Here is a 20,379-nt window from a genome sequence, read left to right on the forward strand (position 1 = left end):
GCATCAGAAGCGCCAGATGACGTCGACGATGGCGCGGTGCATGTAATCGTCTACACCGCTGTGGTACGCATCGCCCGGTTTGAACACGCCTGCACGCAGACGAATCAGCGCCGACGGTTCGTCGAACGACTGGCTTACCGCAGCAGGCAGCAGGCCTTGCTTGAAGTACTTGGTGACGACGAGGTCCATTTCCTGGCCCAGGTCCTTGCGGCCGTCTTCGAGGGGCAGCGAGGCAAATGTGCTGACGCCATCGTCATCGACGTTTTCCTGAGCTGGGTTGATGCCCGCGCCGCCGATGCCCGAATGACCGTCGACACGACGGAACTTGTGGTAGATCAGCGAGGCGTCGTACTCGTCCTGCATCTGCCAGGACGCGAACAGCGAGCCCGACTCTACGTTGGCCATTTCGCCCTGGAACGCTTCACCGAAGCGATGCACGCGCGAGCGGGTACCGGTCCAGTTCGAGCGGTTGCTTTCCAGACCGTTCTGCTCGTAGTTCTTGCTGGCGCGGGAGTAGGCGCCGCCCACTTGCCACATCGGGTCCAGACGGAAACGCAGGCCCAGGTCAGTCGCCCAGCCGTTGACGTTTTCGTTGTTCTTCTCACCGGCCACGTACTGATCTTCGGCCGCGTTGTAGGTGGTGCCGATGCGGTCACGATCGCCGGTCAGCCAGGTCAGGCTGCCCCAATAGTTGACGGTGTTCAGGTTGCGGTAGTTGTACGCGTCGCTGTTGGCCTGCAGACCCAGCCAGGTCAGGTCGCCACGCGAAGTCTTGTCCAGGTCGTCGATGGCTGAGCCCTGTTGTTTCAGGCTGCCGCCGTCATGACTGTGGTGCGCACGAACGCCCGCCCATTGGCCTGGCGTCCACTGGTATTCCACGTCGCCATAAAGGTGCGAGCGATCCTTGTCCTGTGCCGACAGCTCGGTCAGGTCGGTACGGTATTCGCTGAAGCGCTGGGCGGCGCCCACTTCTGCCTTGAGCAGAGTGGTGTCGAAGGTCCAGTTCACCGCTTCGATGTTGGTGTCGTGCCACTGACCGTCGTCATTGCGCAGACGCTGACGACCGACTTTCAGGATCTCGCCAGGGTAAGGCGTGAAACCGCTGTAGCCGATCCAGAATTCGCGCAGGGCAGCGTAGCTGTCATCCACTTTGCGGCTGTTCGACGTGCTGCGCGAACGCTGGGCGCTCTGACCGTTTGCGTCAGTGACCTGCTGATCCAGCGGGTCGGTCTGAATGGTGTCGGTAGCGGTGACTACCTGGCCCATCGCGTAACCGCTCCAGTTGCCCCACTCGCCATAGGCCCACGGACGCAGATCCAGACCGACACCGTTGACGTCGCCACCGCTGCGGGTGCCGAGGTCACGGTCGTCTTCCATCTGGCCGGTCGCTTTGACTTCGATGCCGAAATTCTGAGTGTCGGTCAGGGCTGCCAGTGTCGGCGTGGCCCAGATCAGGGAGAAGCCCAGACCGAATCCGGCCGCCATCAGAGGGTTCAACTTAAGCTTCATAGAGGTGCGTCCCCGCCGTCTTTTTCTTCTTGCAGTGTCTGCAAGGCCAACGCGTTTTGCGCGGTTGTGCCGCGGACCTGCTGTTCTCGCTGGAGAAGGCTCTGCGCCTGGGCGCGCTTCTCAGGCGGCAATTGTTCGTTCAGTTGTTGCGCAAGATCCGTCGCTTGCGGCGTGCCCTGAGCCAGTGCGAGCTGGCCAAAGACCCATGCGTTGACCGGATCAGGCTTGATACCTTTGCCTTGCGAGAACAACTGCGCGAGGGCGAAGTCGGCACTGTTCTGGCCACCGCGTGCGGAGGTCAGCAACTGGTCGACAGCTTTCTGCGGGTCTGGATGGCCCAGATAACCCCGGCGATACAGCTGACCCAGGTAGTAATGCGCGGAGATTTGCGTCGCAGCGGCCTTGGTCAGGTGCTCTTCGGCTTTCTTCGCATCCGGCAAGACCAGCTTGCCTTCGTAATACAGCTTGCCCAACAACAGTTCGGCGCGCGGTTGATCCGCAGCACGGCCGTTGTCCAGGTATTCCATCATCTTGTTGACGTCGCCCAGTTCGGGGAAGTCGTACAGCAACTGCGCCAGGCTGACCCACGAAGCGGGGTAACCGGGGGCGACTTTCTCCAGCAGCGATTGCGCGGTCTTTTCGTCCGGCTTGCCGATTGTCGAATCCGCCAGCACGCGAGCGACGCTGTCGACACGCATGGCAGGTACGCTGCCCATGGCGTAGCCGCTTTGCATCTGCTCGATCAGCGCAGCCTGTTTGTCGGCTTCGCCACGCTTCTGGTAGACCGTCGCCAGCTCGGTGTAGCAAACGTCGGTGGTGCGCAGGGCTTGCTTGCAGATGCTTTCGACTTCAGCCAGATGCTGGTCGTAGGTGCCCTGGGTGCGATACAGCAGCACCTGGGCCAGACCCGCTTCCGGGTAACCGCCAGCGCGCCATTCGTTGATCTTCTGCTGCGCGTTCACGTTCGGGAACGTGTGCGGGTACTGCAGATAGAGCATCGCCAGCGGAATCAGCGTACCGGCTTCGCCATTGGCGAAGGCCTTCTTCAGCAGACCTTCGGCTTCACGTTGCTCGGCTTCGGTGGAGTTCGGCTTGACCGCCAGCAACTTGCCCAGGCGCGATTGAGCCCGGGGCGAAGTGGCGGCTGCAGCGCGATACGTTGCCTCGGCCTGCTTGATCAGCTCCGGGTCGCGGGTACCCACCTGGATATCCGCGAGGCCGACCTGTGCATCGCTATAGCCCAGGTCCGCCAGTTGCCGATAGTTTTGCTCCGCCAGCGTGGTGTCGCCGCGTTTCAGGGCTTCGTTGGCCAGGCGCTGATCGGGCAAGCCGGCACAGCCGCCCAAACCGATAGCGATCGCCAGGCTCAACAATGTAGGGGCTGACAAGCTTCGTAGTGGGCTAGCCATGTTTAGAAACCTGCCGCCGTGGCTTTATCGATCAACCAGTTCAGCGACGGGCCACGAGTGCTCACCACTTCAACCGGGCGACCTGCCAGATTGCTGTTGATGGCTTCGTCAGGCTGGATCTGAACGCGGATGTCAGAAGACAGGTCAGCAGGGCTCAGAGCCGTTGCGCTGACGATCTTGCCGCTGTGGTCGCCGTCTTCGCCAGCGACCTGGAAGGTCACGCGAGCGCCCGGCTGTACATCGGCGAACTGACGGTAGGTGAAGCGAGCATCGACATTGGCGGCGACGTTGCGCGGGACCATCTGGAAGATCACTTGACCTTTGCTTGCGTATTGACCGTCGGCGACCAGTTGCTTGGCCACGACGCAATCGCAAGGGCTGGTCATGGTGCCGGCCAGTTGACGACCGAACAGTTCTTCGATTTTGGCCGGCTGCATTTCGTCCGGGTCCAGGTTGCCTTTCAACATGTCCAGCATGCTGGTGTTGAAGGTCGCCAGCGGAGCGCCTTTGGCGACGTTGCCATTCGGAGCAACCAGGCTGGTCACGGTGCCTTCACGTGGCATGGTGACATCCAGGCTCGGCACGCTGACCAGGCCCGACGTGGAGTGGCTGACGAAGTACATGCCGTAGACCGATTTGGCGACGAAGCCGAACGCAATCACACCGACGGCGAAGATGCCGATGCTGAAGGTCACGGCACGCAGACGACCGAATGCGCTCAGGCCGCTGCCGCCGTCCTTGGATTTGCGTGCCTTGGTGAAGTTATCGCGCTGCAGGGTCGCCAGCACTTCGCCCATGCTGATGAGATCGCCCGACAGGTGCGAAGTGATCAGGTGACGCAAGGTCGAGATGTCCTGCGATTCCAGATTCTGGAACTGGCAGCCGACACGGCCGGTGCTCGAATCGATGGTGCGCACCTGCAGGTCGACGTCCATGGCCAGACCGAGGTTGTCGATCAGGAACTGCAGACGACCCTTGATGACCTCACCGACGGCTGGACGCAGGTTGGCAGGCGCTACAAAGCTCAGACCGCCTGCGGAAAGGTCCTCGACACGCACCAGCGGAGCGTTCGGCTGACCATTGAGCAGTCGCAGTTTGGCCGGGATCTTGACCCGTGCGTGCTGACGCTGGGCTTCGGATTCATGTACGACATTGGCATTCACGGCTGTATTCATGGTGGTAATTCCTGATTAATCGAGTTGATCCATTGTTTCGGTCAGAGGCCCGGTCAGACCATTGTCAGCAGCACGGCAACGAAGATGCTGCCAGCCGAGAAAGTCATGGTCCGCGACGACCAGGTGTTGAACCAACCCTGGAAGCTGGCCATGTCGCGGCTCAGTTTTGTGTCCTGGCGGGTCCAGGACTGTCGGTCGAGACGGAAGAAGACGTAGATCTTCATCAGTGCGCCAACGATCTGGTTGTAATAGAGAATCATCGGATAGGCCGGCCCGATCTTGTGGCCGCTGCACGACAGCAGCAGCGTCAGGATCAGGCGGGTGATGCCAATCCAGAGCAGGTACGCCAGCAGGTATTCGATACCGAACTTCAGGCTCGCCAGCATCGCCACGGTCAGGCCAAGGATCGATGTCCACATCGACACGCGCTGGTCGAACAGCACGATGCTGGTGAAGACCCCGAGACGACCAACGCCCAGACCCAATGCACGGGAGTTCTGCCGAAGGTTGTTGCCATACCAGCGGTACATCAGCTTGCGGCTGGCCTTCAGGAAGCTTTTTTCCGGCGGGTGCTCAACGGTGTTGATCGCGGCATCCGGCACGTAGAACGTGTCGTAGCCCAGGCGCATCAGGCTGAACCAGCTGGACTTGTCGTCGCCGGTCAGGAACTTGAAGCGGCCCAGACGCCAGTGCTGCAGCGAGTCGCTTTCCACGTCGGCGATGAACGCCGGGTCCGTCACCACGGTGGCGCGGAACACCGACATACGGCCGGTCATGGTCAGCACGCGCTTGGACAGCGCCATCGAGCACATGTTGATGTGACGCTGAGCGAAACGCAGCTTGTGCCACTCGCTCATGATGTAGCCGCCGCGGACTTCACAGAACTCGTTGGTGGTCAGGCCGCCGACGTTGCCGAACAGCTGGAACCACGGCACGGTTTTCTGCACCACGCCTTCAGCCAGAACGGTGTCACCGTCGATCACCGCAACCACGGCGCGGTCGTCGGGCATGTGGCGGGAGATGGCGCGGAAACCGAACGCCAGGCCGTCACGCTTGCCGGTACCGGCGATGCGCACGAAGTCGAGCTTCACGTGCTCCGGCGGGTTGTACTTGGCCCACAGTGCCTTGACCAGCAGCTCGTCGGACATTTCCACCAGGGAGCACACGATGGTGGTCGGGAAGCCGCATTTGATGGCTTCGCGAATCACCGAGCTGTACACCTGAGCGGTGGTCAGCGCATCGATACGAAAGCTGGTGACCATCAGGAACACGTGGGATGGATCGGCTGCCTTGCCCAGCTTGCGCACTTTACGGCGCAGGTGCGGGTAGACGATGTACAGGAAAATCATGCCGCGCACGAAGTGCGTTGCGCCCATCGAGTAACGCCAGATGCCGACGATACCGATCAGGAAAATAAAATCTTTGGAGTGCGAGTCAAACAGCGATGCAGGCAGCGCCATGGCTATGGCCGCCAGCAACGTCAGATAAAACAGCCAACCTGCGGCCTGGAGGAAGCCGTGCTTCAGCCTTTGCATAGTGTGTATCCCTAAGTCAGTTGCAACCTCAAGCCGCAAGCTTCAAACCTCCAGTCGCTGGCGCTGACGCCCGGGACTGGAGGGATGAAGCCTGAAACTTGCAGCTCGTGGCTTGCAGCTCGCTGTGTGTTACCAGCAGATACCTTCGATTTGACCGTTTTCGGTGGTGGTGCCTTTCATGAAGCCCACCAGGTCAATCACACGCTTGCCGGCTGGCGCGTTGTTGGCGAGTGCACGGAAGCGCTCGTCGCGGTTACCCAGGATGATCACGTCGGAGTTGTTGATGACCGCGTCGAAGTCCGAGTTCAGCAGGGACGAAACGTGCGGGATCTTGGACTCGATGTAGTCTTTGTTGGCGCCGTGAACGCGAGCGTATTCGACGTTGCTGTCGAAGATGCTCAGGTCGTAGCCTTTACCAATCAGCATTTCTGCCAGCTCGACCAGTGGGCTTTCGCGCAGGTCATCGGTACCGGCCTTGAAGCTCAGACCCAGCAGGGCGACTTTGCGAGTGTCGCTGGCGGCGACGATGTCGAAAGCGTTCTGAACCTGGGAAACGTTGCTGCGCATCAGGGAGTTGAGCAGGGGGGCTTCAACGTCCAGAGAGCTGGCGCGGTAGGTCAGGGCACGGACGTCTTTCGGCAGGCAGGAACCGCCGAACGCGAAGCCTGGGCGCATGTAGTACTGCGACAGGTTCAGAGCCTTGTCCTGGCAGACCACGTCCATCACTTCACGGCCGTCGACGCCGACTGCCTTGGCGATGTTGCCGATTTCGTTGGCGAAGGTGACCTTGGTCGCGTGCCATACGTTGCAGGTGTACTTGATCATTTCGGCAACGGCGATGTCCTTGCGGATGATCGGTGCGTCGAGTTCTTCGTACAGGGACTGCAGAACGTCACCGGACGCCTTATCGAATTCGCCGATAACGGTCATTGGAGGATGGTCGTAGTCGGCAATCGCGGTGCTTTCACGCAGGAATTCAGGGTTGACCGCGACACCGAAGTCGACGCCGGCTTTCTTGCCCGAGCAGTCTTCGAGGATCGGGATGACAACGTTTGCGACGGTGCCCGGCAGAACGGTGCTGCGCACGACGATGGTGTGACGGGTGCTCTTGTCACGCAGTACGAAGCCGATTTCGCGGCAGACCGATTCAATGAAGTCCAGCTCCAGATCGCCGTTCTTTTTGCTTGGCGTGCCGACGCAGATCATCGACAGGTCAGTGTCGCGAATGGCGGCGGAGAAGTCTGTGGTGCCGCGCAGTTTGCCGGTCTTGATGCCGGTTTCCAGCAACTCGCCCAGACCTGGCTCAACGATTGGCGACTTGCCTTTGTTGATCAGATCGATCTTGGCGGCGGAGATGTCCACGCCAACAACATCATGACCACGCGCCGAGAGGCAGCCTGCGCAGACTGCACCGACATAGCCCAAACCAAAGATGCTGATACGCATAGTAATCTCCTCGATGTTTACGCCATTAGTTGGCCGAATATAAAAACTGTCTTACAACTTTTGCGCACTCGTACGCACGGCAATGAATGTCGCGTGACAAGCACAGGCAGAATTAAGGGGTGAGTTACCTATATGAAAGGCAAACCCGAATGTTACAGATCAAAAGTGTCGAGTAGCCCATACATATTTATATAGGTTCCCGATCTGGGATGTGGCAGGCACTCCAGCGGATGGTTTGCGCGTCGTGCTCAGGCGGTCAAGGACAAGGCTTTTAGCCGTCTCCCGATGAATCAGCCCCGATTCACGACTGCGGGCACCCGAATGGTGCTAGCTCAATTCACTTCAACTAGTTTGGTGCGTGACTCCTTGTACGTACCACTTGACCGACGGGTCTAACTTCGTTGAGAAGCAACTTCCAGATCTGTCCATGTGCCATGTAAGAGATGTCCTACATGGGGGACGAGAATTGTTACGGGATGTAGGAGCGTGGGCATTCCCCATAAGTTCCGGGCCGCTCGTCCTCTTTTTGAGATTTTTCGTAACACTAGGCGGTTTTCAGCAGGATCCAACGTGGGGCCAACCAAGGTTTGAGCCTTAGTTTGTAAGGCTTTGGCCGACGTGCAGACTGGAGTGCCACTCGTTCAAATCAACGTGCCGAAATCTGCAAAAAAAGTTGTTAAATTTTTGAGAAAAAAAAGAACACTTAGTTTCTGACTGTTAGTTGGCGCCAATTAGTCGGCAGCACTACCGTTCGTCCGCGCAAACTGCAGGTTATGAACTAAGTAAGTGTGGGAATTTGCGAACAGAGTCACTGTTAATCTTTACTTTCGGTTGGATGGATAGACGCATTCGAATGATGGGACCGCCCGACGCGCACTAAAAATGCAAGGCAGGTGTCCTGAGAAGTGCACCGAATCGGGGATTGAATGACGTCGCAGCGCCCGTCAACGATTGAAAACGGGCGATGCTTGCAAGCGAAAGGACGGGTAGGTGCAGGTCAGGCGTCTTGCTCATCGCGCAGGAAGATGAGCTTGTCCGGGGAGGACAGCTCTTTGCTGTATCGATAGCCGTGAGCATCGAACTGCGTCAGGTCTTTGGGCTTGCTGATACGCTCGGAAATCACGAAGCGAGTCATCATGCCCCGGGCTTTCTTGGCGTAGAAACTGATGATCTTGTACTGACCGTTTTTCTGGTCGCGGAACTCGGTTTCGATCACGCGGGCATTAAGTGCCGGACGCTTGACCGCTGAAAAGTACTCGTTCGACGCCAGGTTGAGCAGCACATCGTCGCCTTGTTCTTTCAGCGCTTCGTTCAGCCACTCGCTGATGCGGTCGCCCCAGAATGCGTAAAGGTCCTTGCCCCTGGCATTGGCCAGCTTGGTGCCCATTTCCAGGCGATAGGGTTGCATCAGGTCCAGAGGACGAAGCAATCCATAGAGCCCGGACAACATACGCAGGTGCTTTTGGGCGTACGTCAGATCGGGTCCGCTCAGGGTGTCGGCGTCGAGACCGGTGTACACGTCACCCTTGAATGCAAGCAGCGCCTGTTTGGCGTTTTTTGGGGTGAACGCCGGATTCCAGCTGCCAAAGCGGGCGGCATTGAGGCCGGAGAGCTTGTCGGACAGATGCATCAGCTCACCGATCTGCGCCGGGGTCATGTCGCGCAGCTGGTTGATGAGCTCCTGAGAGTGATCCAGAAATTCCGGCTGGGTGTAGCGCTTGGTGGTGGGCGGTGTTTCAAAATCGAGGGTTTTGGCTGGGGAAATCACCATCAGCATGGGCAGGTCTCCTTTGATCGTCGGGCGATTCTAGGGGTTGCGTGCGGATCACTCCAGCTATGGTGTCGATAGGCGCGCTCCTGCAGCAGCGGTGCCGGAATCCGGCATTCTGGCCCAAGGCAAATCCGCTATAGTGCCTCGCCGGTTTTCGGCCTCTTTATCAAGGATTGGGAGCACGTCGTGTTGCGCATGCTGTTATTGATCGGAGCCTGTTTGCTGGGGCTCAACGCACAGGCGGCCACGGGCGATATTGCGATGCTGGATCGCGCAGTCTGGCCGGAGGCTCTGGAAACGCCGCAGCTGTTCGACGTGGCGTCTCGTGCGCAAATTCTCAGCTTCGCCCATCAGTTGCTGGAAAGCGAAAACCTCAGCGACGCCCAGCTGAGTGCGCGTCTGGGCCTGCGGCAGATCAACCTGCCGACGGTGAACCTGATCCGCACACGGCTATGGACGCGGCTGTTCGAGAATTGGACATTCGCCGAAAAAACCTGTGAAGCCGACGCATCATTCTGTGTGCTGGTTGACGACGTGCCGATGCTGCGTCAACGCGCCGCCGAATACAAAGTGGCCGATGATTCCTTCTATGCCAAGTGGGCTGCGCCGGCCGATGCCTTCAACCAGCGTTATCTCAACGAACTGTTGCGCATGGCCGCCTTGTTCCCGCAGACCAGCAGCGAGATCGAGCGCTACAACTCCGACGAACTCAGCGGCGAAGAAATGCCCGACAGGACCTTCCTGCTCAATTTCGAGAGCGGTCCGACCGTTGCTGACGGGGCGACTGACTGGCTGGCCGACTTCATGCGCCAACAGAAGATCACCGCCACGTTCTTTGTGCTGGGCAAGGCCCTGCAAAGTCGTCTGGACACCACCTCGCCCCACGCGCTTCAAACGCTCTACCGCCAGCAATGCGTCGGCCTGCAGGGCTGGGAGTTCAGGTCCCACGCCCACTGGCGCGACTGGCAAGACTCCATCGAGCGTACGGCCGCGCTGGTTCAGCAGCTGCTGCCGGACAATTTCGTGCCGCTGTTCCGCCCGCCTTACGGCCATCGTCGTGCCGACAGCGCGCCATTCTTCCGCGACCAGCAGCTGCGAGTCTCTCTGTGGAACATCGATTCCCAGGACAGCACCGGACGCATCAGCGCCGAGCAGGCTGCCAACCGGGTGCTCACGCTGATGCTGCTCTGGCGGCGCGGCAATGTGGTGTTCCATGACAGCACAGACAAACCGCAGCAGGCGGTGCCATGGCTGATGGCCAATACCGCGCAAAGCGGCGTGATGTGGGAAGACTGCCATATCTATCCGCAGCAGCTGGCGGACGAAGAAGATGCACCGGATGAGGAGGATGATACGCCCGACGATGACGCCGCAGACGAACCAGCCGAGCAGCCGGGCGCAGCGGTTGAGCAGACGGTGCCGCCAGTGAAAGAAGGGGAACAATGAAAGGGTAGGTGGGAAATTTCTGAGGATTTGTCCCGGACCGGACTTCCGACTTTAAACGCGGCTGACCCATCCGCCAAGGGCTAATTGTCCCCCGGAGAAATAAACTTCAAAAAGCGCCGAAACGCGTTTTTATGTCATCGGTTTTGCGGTATTACGACAACAGACCGCCGAACCCTGCAACACAGGTGGCGTCATTCCAGACCCCACTTTGCGCAATTTTCTCCTGCCTCAAGGGGAAAGCCTCGGCGGCCTTTTCGTGGCGCAGCATCGCTGTGTGTTGCGTCACTTGGCTACTACAAAGGTGAGCGAGTATGGATGACCACGGACGCACCCCTTCCTCTAACCAGCCAATCCTTTACGTGCTCGATACCAACGTATTGATCCATGATCCAAACGCGCTTCTGAATTTCGAAGAACATCACGTTGCACTCCCCATGACAGTCCTGGAAGAACTGGACAAGCTCAAGGCGGGCAAGCACTCGGTGGCTGCTGAATGTCGGCAGGCGATCCGGTTGATTGACAAGACACTCGGCGAAGCGACCCCGGAGGAGGTTGAAAAAGGCGTACCGATCGATCGCGGTACAGGCGTATTCAAGGGTTATCTGTCCATCCTCATGAACAAGCGGCAAGAACCCAACCGGGTGCTGCCTGACAACCTCAATGACAACATCATTATCAACCAGCTGATTGACCTGCATGCGCGGAAAAAGGACACGCGCATCGTACTGGTCACCAAAGACATCAACATGCGCCTGAAGGCGCGGGCCTGTGGCATCGAGGCCGAGGACTACAGCACCGACCAACTGGTCGACGACGTGTCGATGCTGTCCCGCGGTTACCACACCATGACCGGCTCTTTTTGGGACCGGGTGAGCAAAGTCGATACCCGCCAGGATCATGGCCGTACCTGGCACAAAGTGCAGATGATCGAGCAGATTCCGTCTGTGCATATCAACGAGTTCATCATCGATGAGCAAGGCTTCGTCGGTTGGGTCAAAGGCGTCAAGCCTGACGAGCTGCTGTTGCTGGACATGCACCAGGAGCCGCTGCTGCACCAGGAAGTGTGGGGACTGAAGCCGCGTGACATCTATCAGGGCCTGGCGCTGTTTGCGCTGCTCGATCCGGACATTCATCTGGTCAACCTGTCCGGCGCGGCCGGTTCGGGCAAGACCATTCTTGCCCTGGCCGCTGCCATCGAGCAGACCATGGTCAGCAAGCGTTATCGCCGCATCATCGCCACCCGAAGCGTGCAGGGGCTCGACCAGGAGATCGGCTTTTTGCCCGGCACCGAAGCAGAAAAAATGGAGCCATGGCTCGGCGCGATCACCGACAACCTGGAAGCCTTGCACATGGATGACGAAAACACCCATGGCAGCGTCGATTACATCCTGAGCAAGGTGCCGCTGCAGTTCAAATCCCTCAACTACATTCGCGGCCGAAGCTTCCAGCAGAGCCTGATCCTGATCGACGAATGCCAGAACCTCACGCCGCACCAGATGAAAACCATCATCACCCGTGCCGGCGCGGGCTCTAAAGTGGTCTGCCTGGGCAACCTGGCGCAGATCGACACCCCTTATTTGTCGGCAACCAGTTCGGGGCTGACCTACCTGACGGAGCGTTTCAAAGACTTTCCCAACGGCGTGCACATCAGTCTGCAAGGTGTTCCACGCTCGATCCTGGCGGAGTACGCGGAGAGCCATTTGTAAAGTGACAGCAGCTTCAAGCCTCTAACCTCAAGCTGCAAGCCGACGTCCGCTCAGGGTCGTTAGCTTGCAGCTTGTGGCTTCTAGCCCTAACTCCCTACAATCCCCGCTCCTGTTCAGGAGTCATCCCGTGCTCACTCATCTCGATTCCCAAGGTCGCGCCCACATGGTCGACGTCACTGAAAAAGCCGTGACGTTCCGTGAAGCGGTGGCCGAAGCGCGCGTGCGCATGCTGCCCGAAACCCTGCAAATGATCGTCGCAGGCGGGCATCCCAAAGGGGACGTATTTGCCGTCGCGCGCATCGCCGGCATCCAGGCCGCGAAGAAAACCAGCGATCTGATTCCCCTCTGTCATCCGTTGATGCTTACCGGCGTGAAGGTCGAACTCACCGCTGAAAGCCCTGACACCGTGCACATCGTTGCGCGCTGCAAACTCTCCGGCCAGACCGGGGTGGAAATGGAAGCGTTGACCGCCGCCAGCATCGCCGCCCTGACCATCTACGACATGTGCAAGGCGGTTGACCGCGGCATGACCATCGAACACGTGCGGTTGCTCGAAAAGCTCGGTGGCAAGAGCGGACACTTCATCGCCGACGACCAGGTGATCGCCCAATGACCATTCACGTACAAGTCCAATATTTCGCGCGTTTTCGCGAAACCCTCGGCACCGAGAGCGAGAACCTCGAAGGCTCATTCGCCACCATCGACGCCGTGCGCCAGCATTTACTCGAGCGCGGCGGTGTGTGGGAAGTGCTGAGTGAGAAAGGCATCATGTGCGCCCGCAACCAGGAGCTGTGCTCGCTGGACACGGCCGTCGAACCGGGCGATGAGGTGGCGTTCTTTCCGACCGTCACCGGAGGTTGATATGGCCGTTCGAGTACAAGCCGCCGCGTTCGATCCGGGCGCGGAAGTCAATGCCATGCACGACGCCAACGTCGGCGTGGGTGCGGTGGTCAGCTTTGTGGGCTATGTGCGGGATTTCAACGACGGCCGTGAGGTGGCGGGGATGTTTCTCGAGCATTACCCCGGCATGACCGAGAAGGCGCTGGTTAAAATCGCTGATGAGGCGCAGCAGCGCTGGCCGTTGCTCAAGCTGGAAGTGATTCATCGCGTGGGCGAGTTGGAACCGGGCGAGCCAATCGTGTTCGTCGCGGCGGCCAGCGCCCATCGCCAGGCCGCGTTCGAGGCCTGTGATTTCGTCATGGACTACCTGAAAACCCGCGCGCCGTTCTGGAAAAAGGAAAACACTTCAGAAGGGCCGCGCTGGGTTGAGGGCCGCGACAGCGATCACATGGCTGCAGATCGCTGGAAATAGGCTGCGGGCTCAGCATTCGCAGGCGCGTGGCGTCATTCCGCCGCAGGAATCGCTCGCTGCACGCGCACCACCGGCCGTAGCAACACGGTCGGCGGCGTTTCGCAGCTGATCTTGCGGCCCAGCTTCTCTTCGATCGACGGCAGCTGATACGAATCGTCTTCCCCGGCGAAGCTGATCGACACGCCGTCTGCGCCGGCACGACCGGTCCTGCCGATGCGGTGCACGTAGTCGTCCGGGACTTCCGGCAGGGTGAAGTTGATCACGTGGCTGATGCCGTCGATGTGAATCCCGCGACCGGCGACATCGGTGGCCACCAGCACGCGAATCTTGCCTTCGCGAAACCCTTCCAGCGTCTTGATGCGCTTGTGCTGCGGCACGTCGCCTGACAACTGCGCGGCATTGATGCCGTCACGCACCAGACGCTCTTCGATGCGTCGCACTTCATCCTTGCGGTTGGCGAACACCATCACCCGTTCCCAACCGTGGTCGTTGATCAGGTTGAACAACAGCTTGTACTTGTCAGCGCCGGCCACGGCATAGATGTGCTGCTCGACCGTGTCGCTGGCGACGTTCAGGGATTCGATCTCGACGATCGCAGGGTCCGTCGTCCACTGCTTGGCCAGGTTCATCACGTCTTCGGTGAAGGTGGCGGAGAACAGCAGCGTCTGACGCTCGCCCTTGTGTGGGGTCTGGCGAATGATCGAGCGGACCTGAGGGATGAAGCCCATGTCGAGCATGCGGTCGGCTTCGTCCAGGACCATGACCTCAACCATGTCCAGGTGCACTTCGCCGCGCTGGGCGAAGTCCAGCAGACGGCCTGGCGTGGCAACCAGAATGTCGCAGTGGCGGGCTTCGAGGTGTTTAAGCTGCTTGTCGAAATCCATGCCGCCCACGAACGTCATCACGTTGAGGTCGGTGTACTTGGTCAGCGCCTCGGCGTCCTTGGCGATCTGCACCACCAGTTCGCGGGTCGGCGCAATGATCAGCGCCCGGGGTTCACCCATGTAGCGCTCTTTCGGCGGAGGCGTCTGGGTCAGCTGAGTGATGATAGAAATCAGGAAGGCGGCGGTCTTGCCGGTGCCGGTCTGGGCGCGGCCGATGGCATCGCGGCCTTTGAGGGTGTAACCCAGAACGCCCGCCTGGATCGGCGTGCAGTACGGGAAGCCCAGGTCCTGGATCGCGTGCATCAGTTCGGGAGCGAGGGGGAAATCGTGGAAACGGGTTTTGCCTTCCTGGGGTTCGACGACGAAGTCTTCGGGTTTCCAGGGAATGACGACGGGCTTGGGCGCACGTTCTCGGCGCGGGCGTTCAGCCCTAACGGGCGATGTAACGGCCGGTGCGGTGGCTGCCAAATGCTCGGGCGCAGGCACGTGCACTTCTGCTGCTGACGGTTCCCGGGAGACGCTTTCGGTCTGGCGCTGGGGGACGGGGAGGGGAGCAGCAGGCGCGAGCGGCTCAGCCTCGCTTTTTCCGAACATCTTTTTAAGTGCTTTGAGCACGGTGATCTCATCGATAGATTTAGGAATGTACGCCGGGGAGTGTAAAGCAAGAACCCGGCGCGGCGTAGTGTCCTAGCAAATCCGCAACGTAATTGGAAGGATCAAATGAGTGGACTAGCGAAGCTTATCCGCGAGCCAGACACCTATGTCGGAAATTTCCTGCGGTAACACTTCGTGCTCCATTGGGTATTCCTGCCATGTCACGGTGACGCCCTGGGCCTTCAACTGCTCGTAAGCCGCTCGCCCCATGGCGTGCAACACCACCGGGTCATTGCTGCCGTGCAAGCAATAGGCCGGGATGCGTTGCTGGCTGGCGGACAAGCTCATTTCGTCGCTGAAAGTCGGTGCGTACGTGGACAGCGCAACTACGCCGCCGAGGGGGCCTTCCCAGCGCAGGAAGGCGGTGTGCAACACCACGGCGCCGCCCTGGGAAAAGCCTGCCAGGAAGATTCGGGCCGGGTCGATGCCGCTGTCCCGTTGCTGTTCGATCAGCTTGATGACGTCTTGTGCCGAGCCTTCCAGCTCGCCGCTGTCGATGGCGCGGGCCGGGCTCATGGCCTTGATGTCGTACCAGCTGGGCATCGCGTAGCCACCGTTGATGGTGACGGCCCGGGTCGGCGCCTGGGGCAGAATGAACCGCGTGGTCTTCAGCGTCTTCTGCAGCATCTCGGCCACCGGCAGGAAATCGTAGCGATCAGCCCCCAGGCCGTGCAGCCAGATGACGCAGGCGTCGACTGCCAATTCCGGGTCGATGATCAGCGGTTCAGTCATGTGTGCTCCATTAGTGTGCGGCACCTCTGGCACAGCGCTTTAAGGTGGTGCGTCAGCTCGTGTGCGGATGAATGAAAGATGTCGCAAGGTTACAAGTTTTGATCTTGACCTGTCGCTAATTCGACATTGCCAGCATGGTGGTACGGGCTTTGCTACACAACCCGCGGAGTGAAGGCGCTCACCTCGGGCGGTAACACTAATGGGCTATCAAGCAGACAGCCGCGTGTTGCGTCTGAGGCAGCATGGAATCATCGAGCAGGATTCCCGGCACGATTCGCTTTGAACCTCGGGGTTCAAGGACATCATGGGGCTTCAGTCTGCTGGACTCGCAACATGCTGAACACGCGATGACCAGATGCCTGGCGTCGGTGGCGGTAAACGGGTTCAACGTCGCATGACCCAAAAACAAGCCAGCACGGGTCATGAATGCCTCACAAGGGTGCGACGGGGCTAAGGCTCCCACACAACAAAGAGCAAACTGGAGGTTTGAATGAAGATGTTGAAATCCACCCTGGCTGTAGTGGCCGCCGCTGCAGCGCTCGGTCTGACCGGGTTCGCTCAAGCGGGTGCCAAGCTGGACGCCATTCAGAAGAAGGGCTTTATTCAGTGCGGCGTCAGTGACGGTCTGCCAGGCTTCTCGGTTCCAGATGCAAGCGGCAAGATCCAGGGCATCGACGCCGACTTCTGCCGCGCTGTTGCTGCCGCGGTGTTTGGCGACGCGACCAAGGTCAAGTTCAGCCAGCTGAACGCCAAAGAGCGTTTCACTGCGCTGCAGTCCGGCGAAATCGACATCCTGTCGCGTAACACCACCTGGACCAGCTCCCGTGACGCGAGCATGGGCCTGGTCTTCCCGGGCTTCGTGACCTATTACGACGGCGTTGGCTTCCTGGCCAACAGCAAGCTGGGCGTGAAAAGTGCCAAGGAACTGGACGGCGCGACCATCTGTATTCAGGCCGGTACCACCACTGAGCTGAACGTGTCGGACTACTTCCGCGCCAACAATCTCAAGTACACCCCGATCACCTTCGACACCTCCGACGAAAGCGCCAAGTCGCTGGAATCCGGTCGTTGCGACGTACTGACCTCCGACAAATCCCAGCTCTACGCACAGCGCTCCAAGCTGGCCTCGCCGAAGGACTACGTCGTTCTGCCTGAAACCATCTCCAAAGAACCGCTGGGTCCTGTTGTCGCACGTGGCGATGAAGACTTCAGCACCATCGTTCGCTGGGTGGGCTACGCGCTGCTGAACGCGGAAGAAGCAGGCGTGACGTCGAAAAACGTTGAAGCCGAAGCCAAATCCACCAAGAACCCGGACGTAGCCCGCTTGCTGGGTGCCGATGGCGATTACGGTCCGCAGCTCAAGCTGAAGAAAGACTGGGTCGTGCAGATCGTCAAGCAAGTCGGTAACTACGGCGAAATCTTCGAGAAGAACCTGGGCGCAGCCACTCCTCTGGAGATCGCTCGCGGTCAGAACGCTCTGTGGAACGCTGGCGGCATTCAATACGCACCACCAGTGCGTTGATTGACCTGCACCCGGCTGCGTGAATCGCAGCCGGGCGCTTTGTTGCATTTCTTCCGGGGCACTCCATGCAAAATCAAATCAGCGCACCCAAGCAGAGGCTCAGCCTCAGCGACCCTAAAGTGCGTGCGTGGCTATTTCAGATAATTACGGTTGTCGCCGTAGTCGCGATGGGTTGGTATCTGTTCGATAACACCCAGACCAACTTGCAACACCGGGGTATCACCTCAGGTTTCGGTTTCCTTGAAAACAGTGCCGGCTTCGGCATCGCGCAGCACCTGATTCCGTTCACGGAGTCGGACACCTACGCGCGGGTTTTCCTGATCGGTTTGCTCAACACGCTGCTGGTGACGTTCATCGGCGTGATCCTCGCGACCCTGCTGGGCTTCATCGTCGGCGTCGCGCGCCTGTCCAACAACTGGATCATCAACAAGCTGGCGACGGTTTACGTTGAAGTCTTCCGTAACATTCCGCCGCTGCTGCAGATCCTGTTCTGGTACTTCGCCGTGTTCCTGACCCTGCCGGGGCCGCGGGCTGCACACGGGTTTCTCGGCTCGTTCTTCGTCAGCAGCCGTGGCCTGAACATGCCGGCCGCGATTGCCACCGATGGGGCGTGGCCGTTCGTGATCAGCGTGGTGCTGGCCATTGTCGCCATCGTGCTCATGGCGCGCTGGGCGAACAAGCGCTTCGAAGCCACGGGCGTACCGTTCCACAAGTTCTGGGCAGGCCTTGCGCTGTTCATCGTGATCCCGGCGCTCTGCGCGTTGATCTTCGGTGCGCCGGTGCATTGGGAAGTGCCCGAGCTCAAAGGCTTCAACTTCGTTGGCGGCTGGGTATTGATCCCTGAACTGCTGGCCCTGACCCTCGCCCTGACGGTCTACACGGCGGCATTCATCGCCGAAATCGTGCGTTCGGGCATCAAGTCGGTGAGCCACGGCCAGACCGAAGCGGCGCGTTCTCTGGGCCTGCGCCCAGGGCCGACGCTGCGCAAGGTCATCATTCCGCAGGCGCTGCGGGTGATCATCCCGCCATTGACCAGCCAATACCTGAACCTGGCGAAGAACTCGTCGCTGGCCGCCGGTATCGGTTACCCGGAAATGGTTTCGCTGTTCGCCGGTACCGTGCTCAACCAGACCGGTCAGGCCATCGAAGTCATTGCCATCACCATGAGCGTGTACCTGGCGATCAGTATCAGCATTTCCCTGCTGATGAACTGGTACAACAAGCGCATTGCGCTGATCGAGCGGTGAGGAAACGCGCATGACATCCCATACTTTCAAACCCGACATGCCACCGCCGAGCAAAGTCTTCGGCCCGGTGGCATGGATGCGCCAGAACCTGTTCTCGAGCTGGATCAACACGCTGTTGACCCTGTTCGCGATCTACTTGATCTGGTTGGTTGTTCCACCGCTGCTGAGTTGGGCCATCTTCGATGCCAACTGGGTCGGTACCACGCGCGAAGACTGCACCAAGGCCGGCGCCTGCTGGGTGTTCATCGAACAGCGCTTCGGCCAGTTCATGTACGGCTACTACCCGCAGGCACTGCGCTGGAGGGTTGATCTGACCGTCTGGCTGGCGATCATCGGCGTCGCGCCGCTGTTCATCAAAGTGATGCCGCGCAAGGCGATCTACGGCCTGTCGTTCCTGTTCATCTACCCGATCGTTGCGTACTTCCTGCTGCACGGCGGTGTGTTCGGCCTCGACCTCGTTGCGACCAGTCAGTGGGGCGGCCTGATGCTGACCCTGGTGATCGCCACAGTGGGTATCGCCGGCGCGTTGCCACTGGGTGTAGTGCTGGCTTTGGGGCGTCGCTCCGAAATGCCGGCCATCCGCGTGATGTGCGTGACGTTCATCGAGTTCTGGCGGGGCGTTCCGTTAATCACCGTGCTGTTCATGTCGTCGGTAATGCTGCCGTTGTTCCTGCCTGAAGGCATGAACTTCGACAAACTGCTGCGCGCACTGATCGGCGTGATTCTGTTCCAGTCGGCGTATGTGGCCGAGGTGGTTCGGGGCGGCATGCAGGCCATTCCGAAAGGTCAGTACGAAGCGGCTGCGGCCATGGGCCTCGGCTACTGGCGGCGAATGGGGCTGGTGATTCTGCCGCAGGCCCTGAAGCTGGTCATTCCCGGTCTGGTCAACACCGTGATCGCGTTGTTCAAGGACACCAGTCTGGTGATCATCATCGGCCTGTTCGACCTGCTCAACAGCGTCAAACAAGCTGCCGCCGATCCCAAGTGGCTCGGCATGGCGACCGAGGGTTACGTGTTCGCGGCCCTGGTGTTCTGGATCTTCTGTTTCGGCATGTCCCGCTACTCCATGCACTTGGAGCGTAAGTTGGACACAGGCCACAAGCGTTAGGAGTTTTGTGATGAGTGAAGCTATCAGTAAGCCTCTGGGCGCCGAAGGCATGATCCGGATGGAAGGCGTACACAAGTGGTACGGCCAGTTCCACGTGTTGAAAGACATCAACCTGAACGTGCGTCAGGGCGAGCGCATCGTCTTGTGCGGCCCGTCGGGTTCGGGCAAGTCGACCACCATTCGCTGCCTCAACCGTCTGGAAGAACACCAGCAGGGTCGCATCGTGGTCGATGGCACCGAACTGACGTCGGACCTGAAGCAGATCGAGACGATTCGTCGCGAAGTCGGCATGGTGTTCCAGCACTTCAACCTGTTCCCGCACCTGACCATCCTGCAGAACTGCACGCTAGCGCCGATGTGGGTGCGCAAGATGCCCAAGCGCAAGGCCGAAGAAATCGCCATGCACTATCTGGAGCGCGTGCGCATTCCGGAGCAGGCGCACAAGTATCCGGGCCAGCTGTCCGGTGGTCAGCAACAGCGTGTGGCGATTGCCCGCGCGCTGTGCATGAAGCCGAAGATCATGCTGTTCGACGAGCCGACCTCGGCCCTCGATCCGGAAATGGTGAAAGAGGTGCTCGACACCATGGTCGGCCTGGCGGAAGAAGGCATGACCATGCTCTGCGTGACCCACGAAATGGGCTTTGCCCGCACCGTGGCCAACCGCGTGATCTTCATGGACAAGGGCGAGATCGTCGAACAAGCCGCGCCGAACGACTTCTTCGATAATCCGCAAAGCGACCGTACTCGCCTGTTCCTCAGCCAGATCCTGCACTGAGTCAGCAGCCGCAACACAAAGAGCCCGGGCCTAATGCCCGGGTTTTTTCTTTGTGGGAGCGAGCTTGCTCGCGAAGACGGACGTCATCAAATGAGGAGTGGACACGTACTCCACCGCAAAACTGTACCCAATCCTCGTAAAACTTGTG

Annotated in this window: 16 protein-coding genes and 1 pseudogene; 9 read left to right on the top strand and 8 right to left on the bottom strand. The window is 59.6% G+C overall.

The window, feature by feature from the left end; genetic code table 11:
* Positions 1-3: 3 nt before the first annotated feature.
* The 6 genes from ACYASU_RS15885 to yaaA all read right to left on the bottom strand — a co-directional run bounded on the left by ACYASU_RS15885 (position 4) and on the right by yaaA (position 8,851).
* Complete coding sequence (locus ACYASU_RS15885; RefSeq protein WP_346627007.1) at positions 4-1,509, bottom strand: alginate export family protein; 1,506 nt, start codon at positions 1,507-1,509, stop codon at positions 4-6.
* The gene (gene algK, locus ACYASU_RS15890) at positions 1,506-2,918 is read right to left on the bottom strand and encodes an alginate biosynthesis TPR repeat lipoprotein AlgK (protein WP_463583353.1); all 1,413 of its coding nucleotides are present in this window, start codon (positions 2,916-2,918) and stop codon (positions 1,506-1,508) included. The genes ACYASU_RS15885 and algK overlap by 4 nt, the downstream gene beginning before the upstream one ends.
* Positions 2,919-2,920: 2 nt before the next feature.
* Positions 2,921-4,093, bottom strand: a complete 1,173-nt coding sequence (locus ACYASU_RS15895; protein ID WP_192171834.1) for a PilZ domain-containing protein — start codon at positions 4,091-4,093, stop codon at positions 2,921-2,923.
* A 53-nt stretch (positions 4,094-4,146) separates the two neighbouring features.
* Positions 4,147-5,628 carry a mannuronan synthase gene (gene alg8 / locus ACYASU_RS15900; protein ID WP_192171833.1) on the bottom strand — a complete coding sequence of 494 codons (1,482 nt, stop codon included), beginning with the start codon at positions 5,626-5,628 and terminating at the stop codon, positions 4,147-4,149.
* 129 nt (positions 5,629-5,757) lie between these two features.
* Positions 5,758-7,074, bottom strand: a complete 1,317-nt coding sequence (locus tag ACYASU_RS15905) for a nucleotide sugar dehydrogenase (protein ID WP_192171832.1) — start codon at positions 7,072-7,074, stop codon at positions 5,758-5,760.
* A gap of 997 nt (positions 7,075-8,071) precedes the next feature.
* Entirely contained in the window at positions 8,072-8,851 is a 780-nt protein-coding gene (yaaA, locus tag ACYASU_RS15910; protein WP_282369550.1) for a peroxide stress protein YaaA, read from the bottom strand.
* 183 nt (positions 8,852-9,034) lie between these two features.
* On the opposite strand from yaaA, the pseudogene ACYASU_RS15915 reads away from it, so the two are divergent.
* The 5 genes and pseudogenes from ACYASU_RS15915 to moaE form a co-directional block, all read left to right on the top strand.
* A pseudogene (locus ACYASU_RS15915) lies at positions 9,035-10,225 on the top strand (polysaccharide deacetylase family protein); the annotation flags it as partial.
* A 377-nt stretch (positions 10,226-10,602) separates the two neighbouring features.
* Positions 10,603-11,997, top strand: a complete 1,395-nt coding sequence (locus tag ACYASU_RS15920) for a PhoH family protein (protein ID WP_463583354.1) — start codon at positions 10,603-10,605, stop codon at positions 11,995-11,997.
* A 127-nt stretch (positions 11,998-12,124) separates the two neighbouring features.
* Positions 12,125-12,610 carry a cyclic pyranopterin monophosphate synthase MoaC gene (gene moaC / locus ACYASU_RS15925; RefSeq protein ID WP_463583355.1) on the top strand — a complete coding sequence of 162 codons (486 nt, stop codon included), beginning with the start codon at positions 12,125-12,127 and terminating at the stop codon, positions 12,608-12,610.
* Between the two features lie 2 nt (positions 12,611-12,612).
* Complete coding sequence (locus ACYASU_RS15930) at positions 12,613-12,858, top strand: MoaD/ThiS family protein (RefSeq protein ID WP_192171893.1); 246 nt, start codon at positions 12,613-12,615, stop codon at positions 12,856-12,858.
* Position 12,859: 1 nt separating this feature from the next.
* Positions 12,860-13,309: a molybdopterin synthase catalytic subunit MoaE gene (gene moaE / locus ACYASU_RS15935; protein WP_346630851.1), complete on the top strand. Its 450-nt coding sequence runs from the start codon at positions 12,860-12,862 to the stop codon at positions 13,307-13,309.
* A 32-nt stretch (positions 13,310-13,341) separates the two neighbouring features.
* Here moaE and rhlB read toward each other — a convergent pair whose 3' ends face one another.
* Both rhlB and ACYASU_RS15945 read right to left on the bottom strand, forming a co-directional pair.
* The gene (rhlB, locus tag ACYASU_RS15940; protein WP_282369560.1) at positions 13,342-14,808 is read right to left on the bottom strand and encodes an ATP-dependent RNA helicase RhlB; all 1,467 of its coding nucleotides are present in this window, start codon (positions 14,806-14,808) and stop codon (positions 13,342-13,344) included.
* 114 nt (positions 14,809-14,922) lie between these two features.
* Positions 14,923-15,579 (bottom strand): alpha/beta hydrolase, encoded by a 657-nt coding sequence (locus ACYASU_RS15945; RefSeq protein WP_463583356.1) that lies wholly within the window; start codon positions 15,577-15,579, stop codon positions 14,923-14,925.
* 490 nt (positions 15,580-16,069) lie between these two features.
* Here ACYASU_RS15945 and ACYASU_RS15950 point away from each other — a divergent pair, with 490 nt between their 5' ends.
* From ACYASU_RS15950 to ACYASU_RS15965, 4 genes are all read left to right on the top strand, one after another.
* Complete coding sequence (locus ACYASU_RS15950; protein ID WP_122535855.1) at positions 16,070-17,101, top strand: amino acid ABC transporter substrate-binding protein; 1,032 nt, start codon at positions 16,070-16,072, stop codon at positions 17,099-17,101.
* A gap of 65 nt (positions 17,102-17,166) precedes the next feature.
* Complete coding sequence (locus ACYASU_RS15955) at positions 17,167-18,348, top strand: amino acid ABC transporter permease (protein WP_463583357.1); 1,182 nt, start codon at positions 17,167-17,169, stop codon at positions 18,346-18,348.
* A gap of 10 nt (positions 18,349-18,358) precedes the next feature.
* The gene (locus tag ACYASU_RS15960) at positions 18,359-19,456 is read left to right on the top strand and encodes an amino acid ABC transporter permease (RefSeq protein ID WP_192171824.1); all 1,098 of its coding nucleotides are present in this window, start codon (positions 18,359-18,361) and stop codon (positions 19,454-19,456) included.
* Positions 19,457-19,466: 10 nt separating this feature from the next.
* Complete coding sequence (locus tag ACYASU_RS15965) at positions 19,467-20,231, top strand: amino acid ABC transporter ATP-binding protein (protein ID WP_037014923.1); 765 nt, start codon at positions 19,467-19,469, stop codon at positions 20,229-20,231.
* Positions 20,232-20,379: the final 148 nt, after the last annotated feature.

Source organism: Pseudomonas sp. HP_12 (assembly GCF_055283955.1).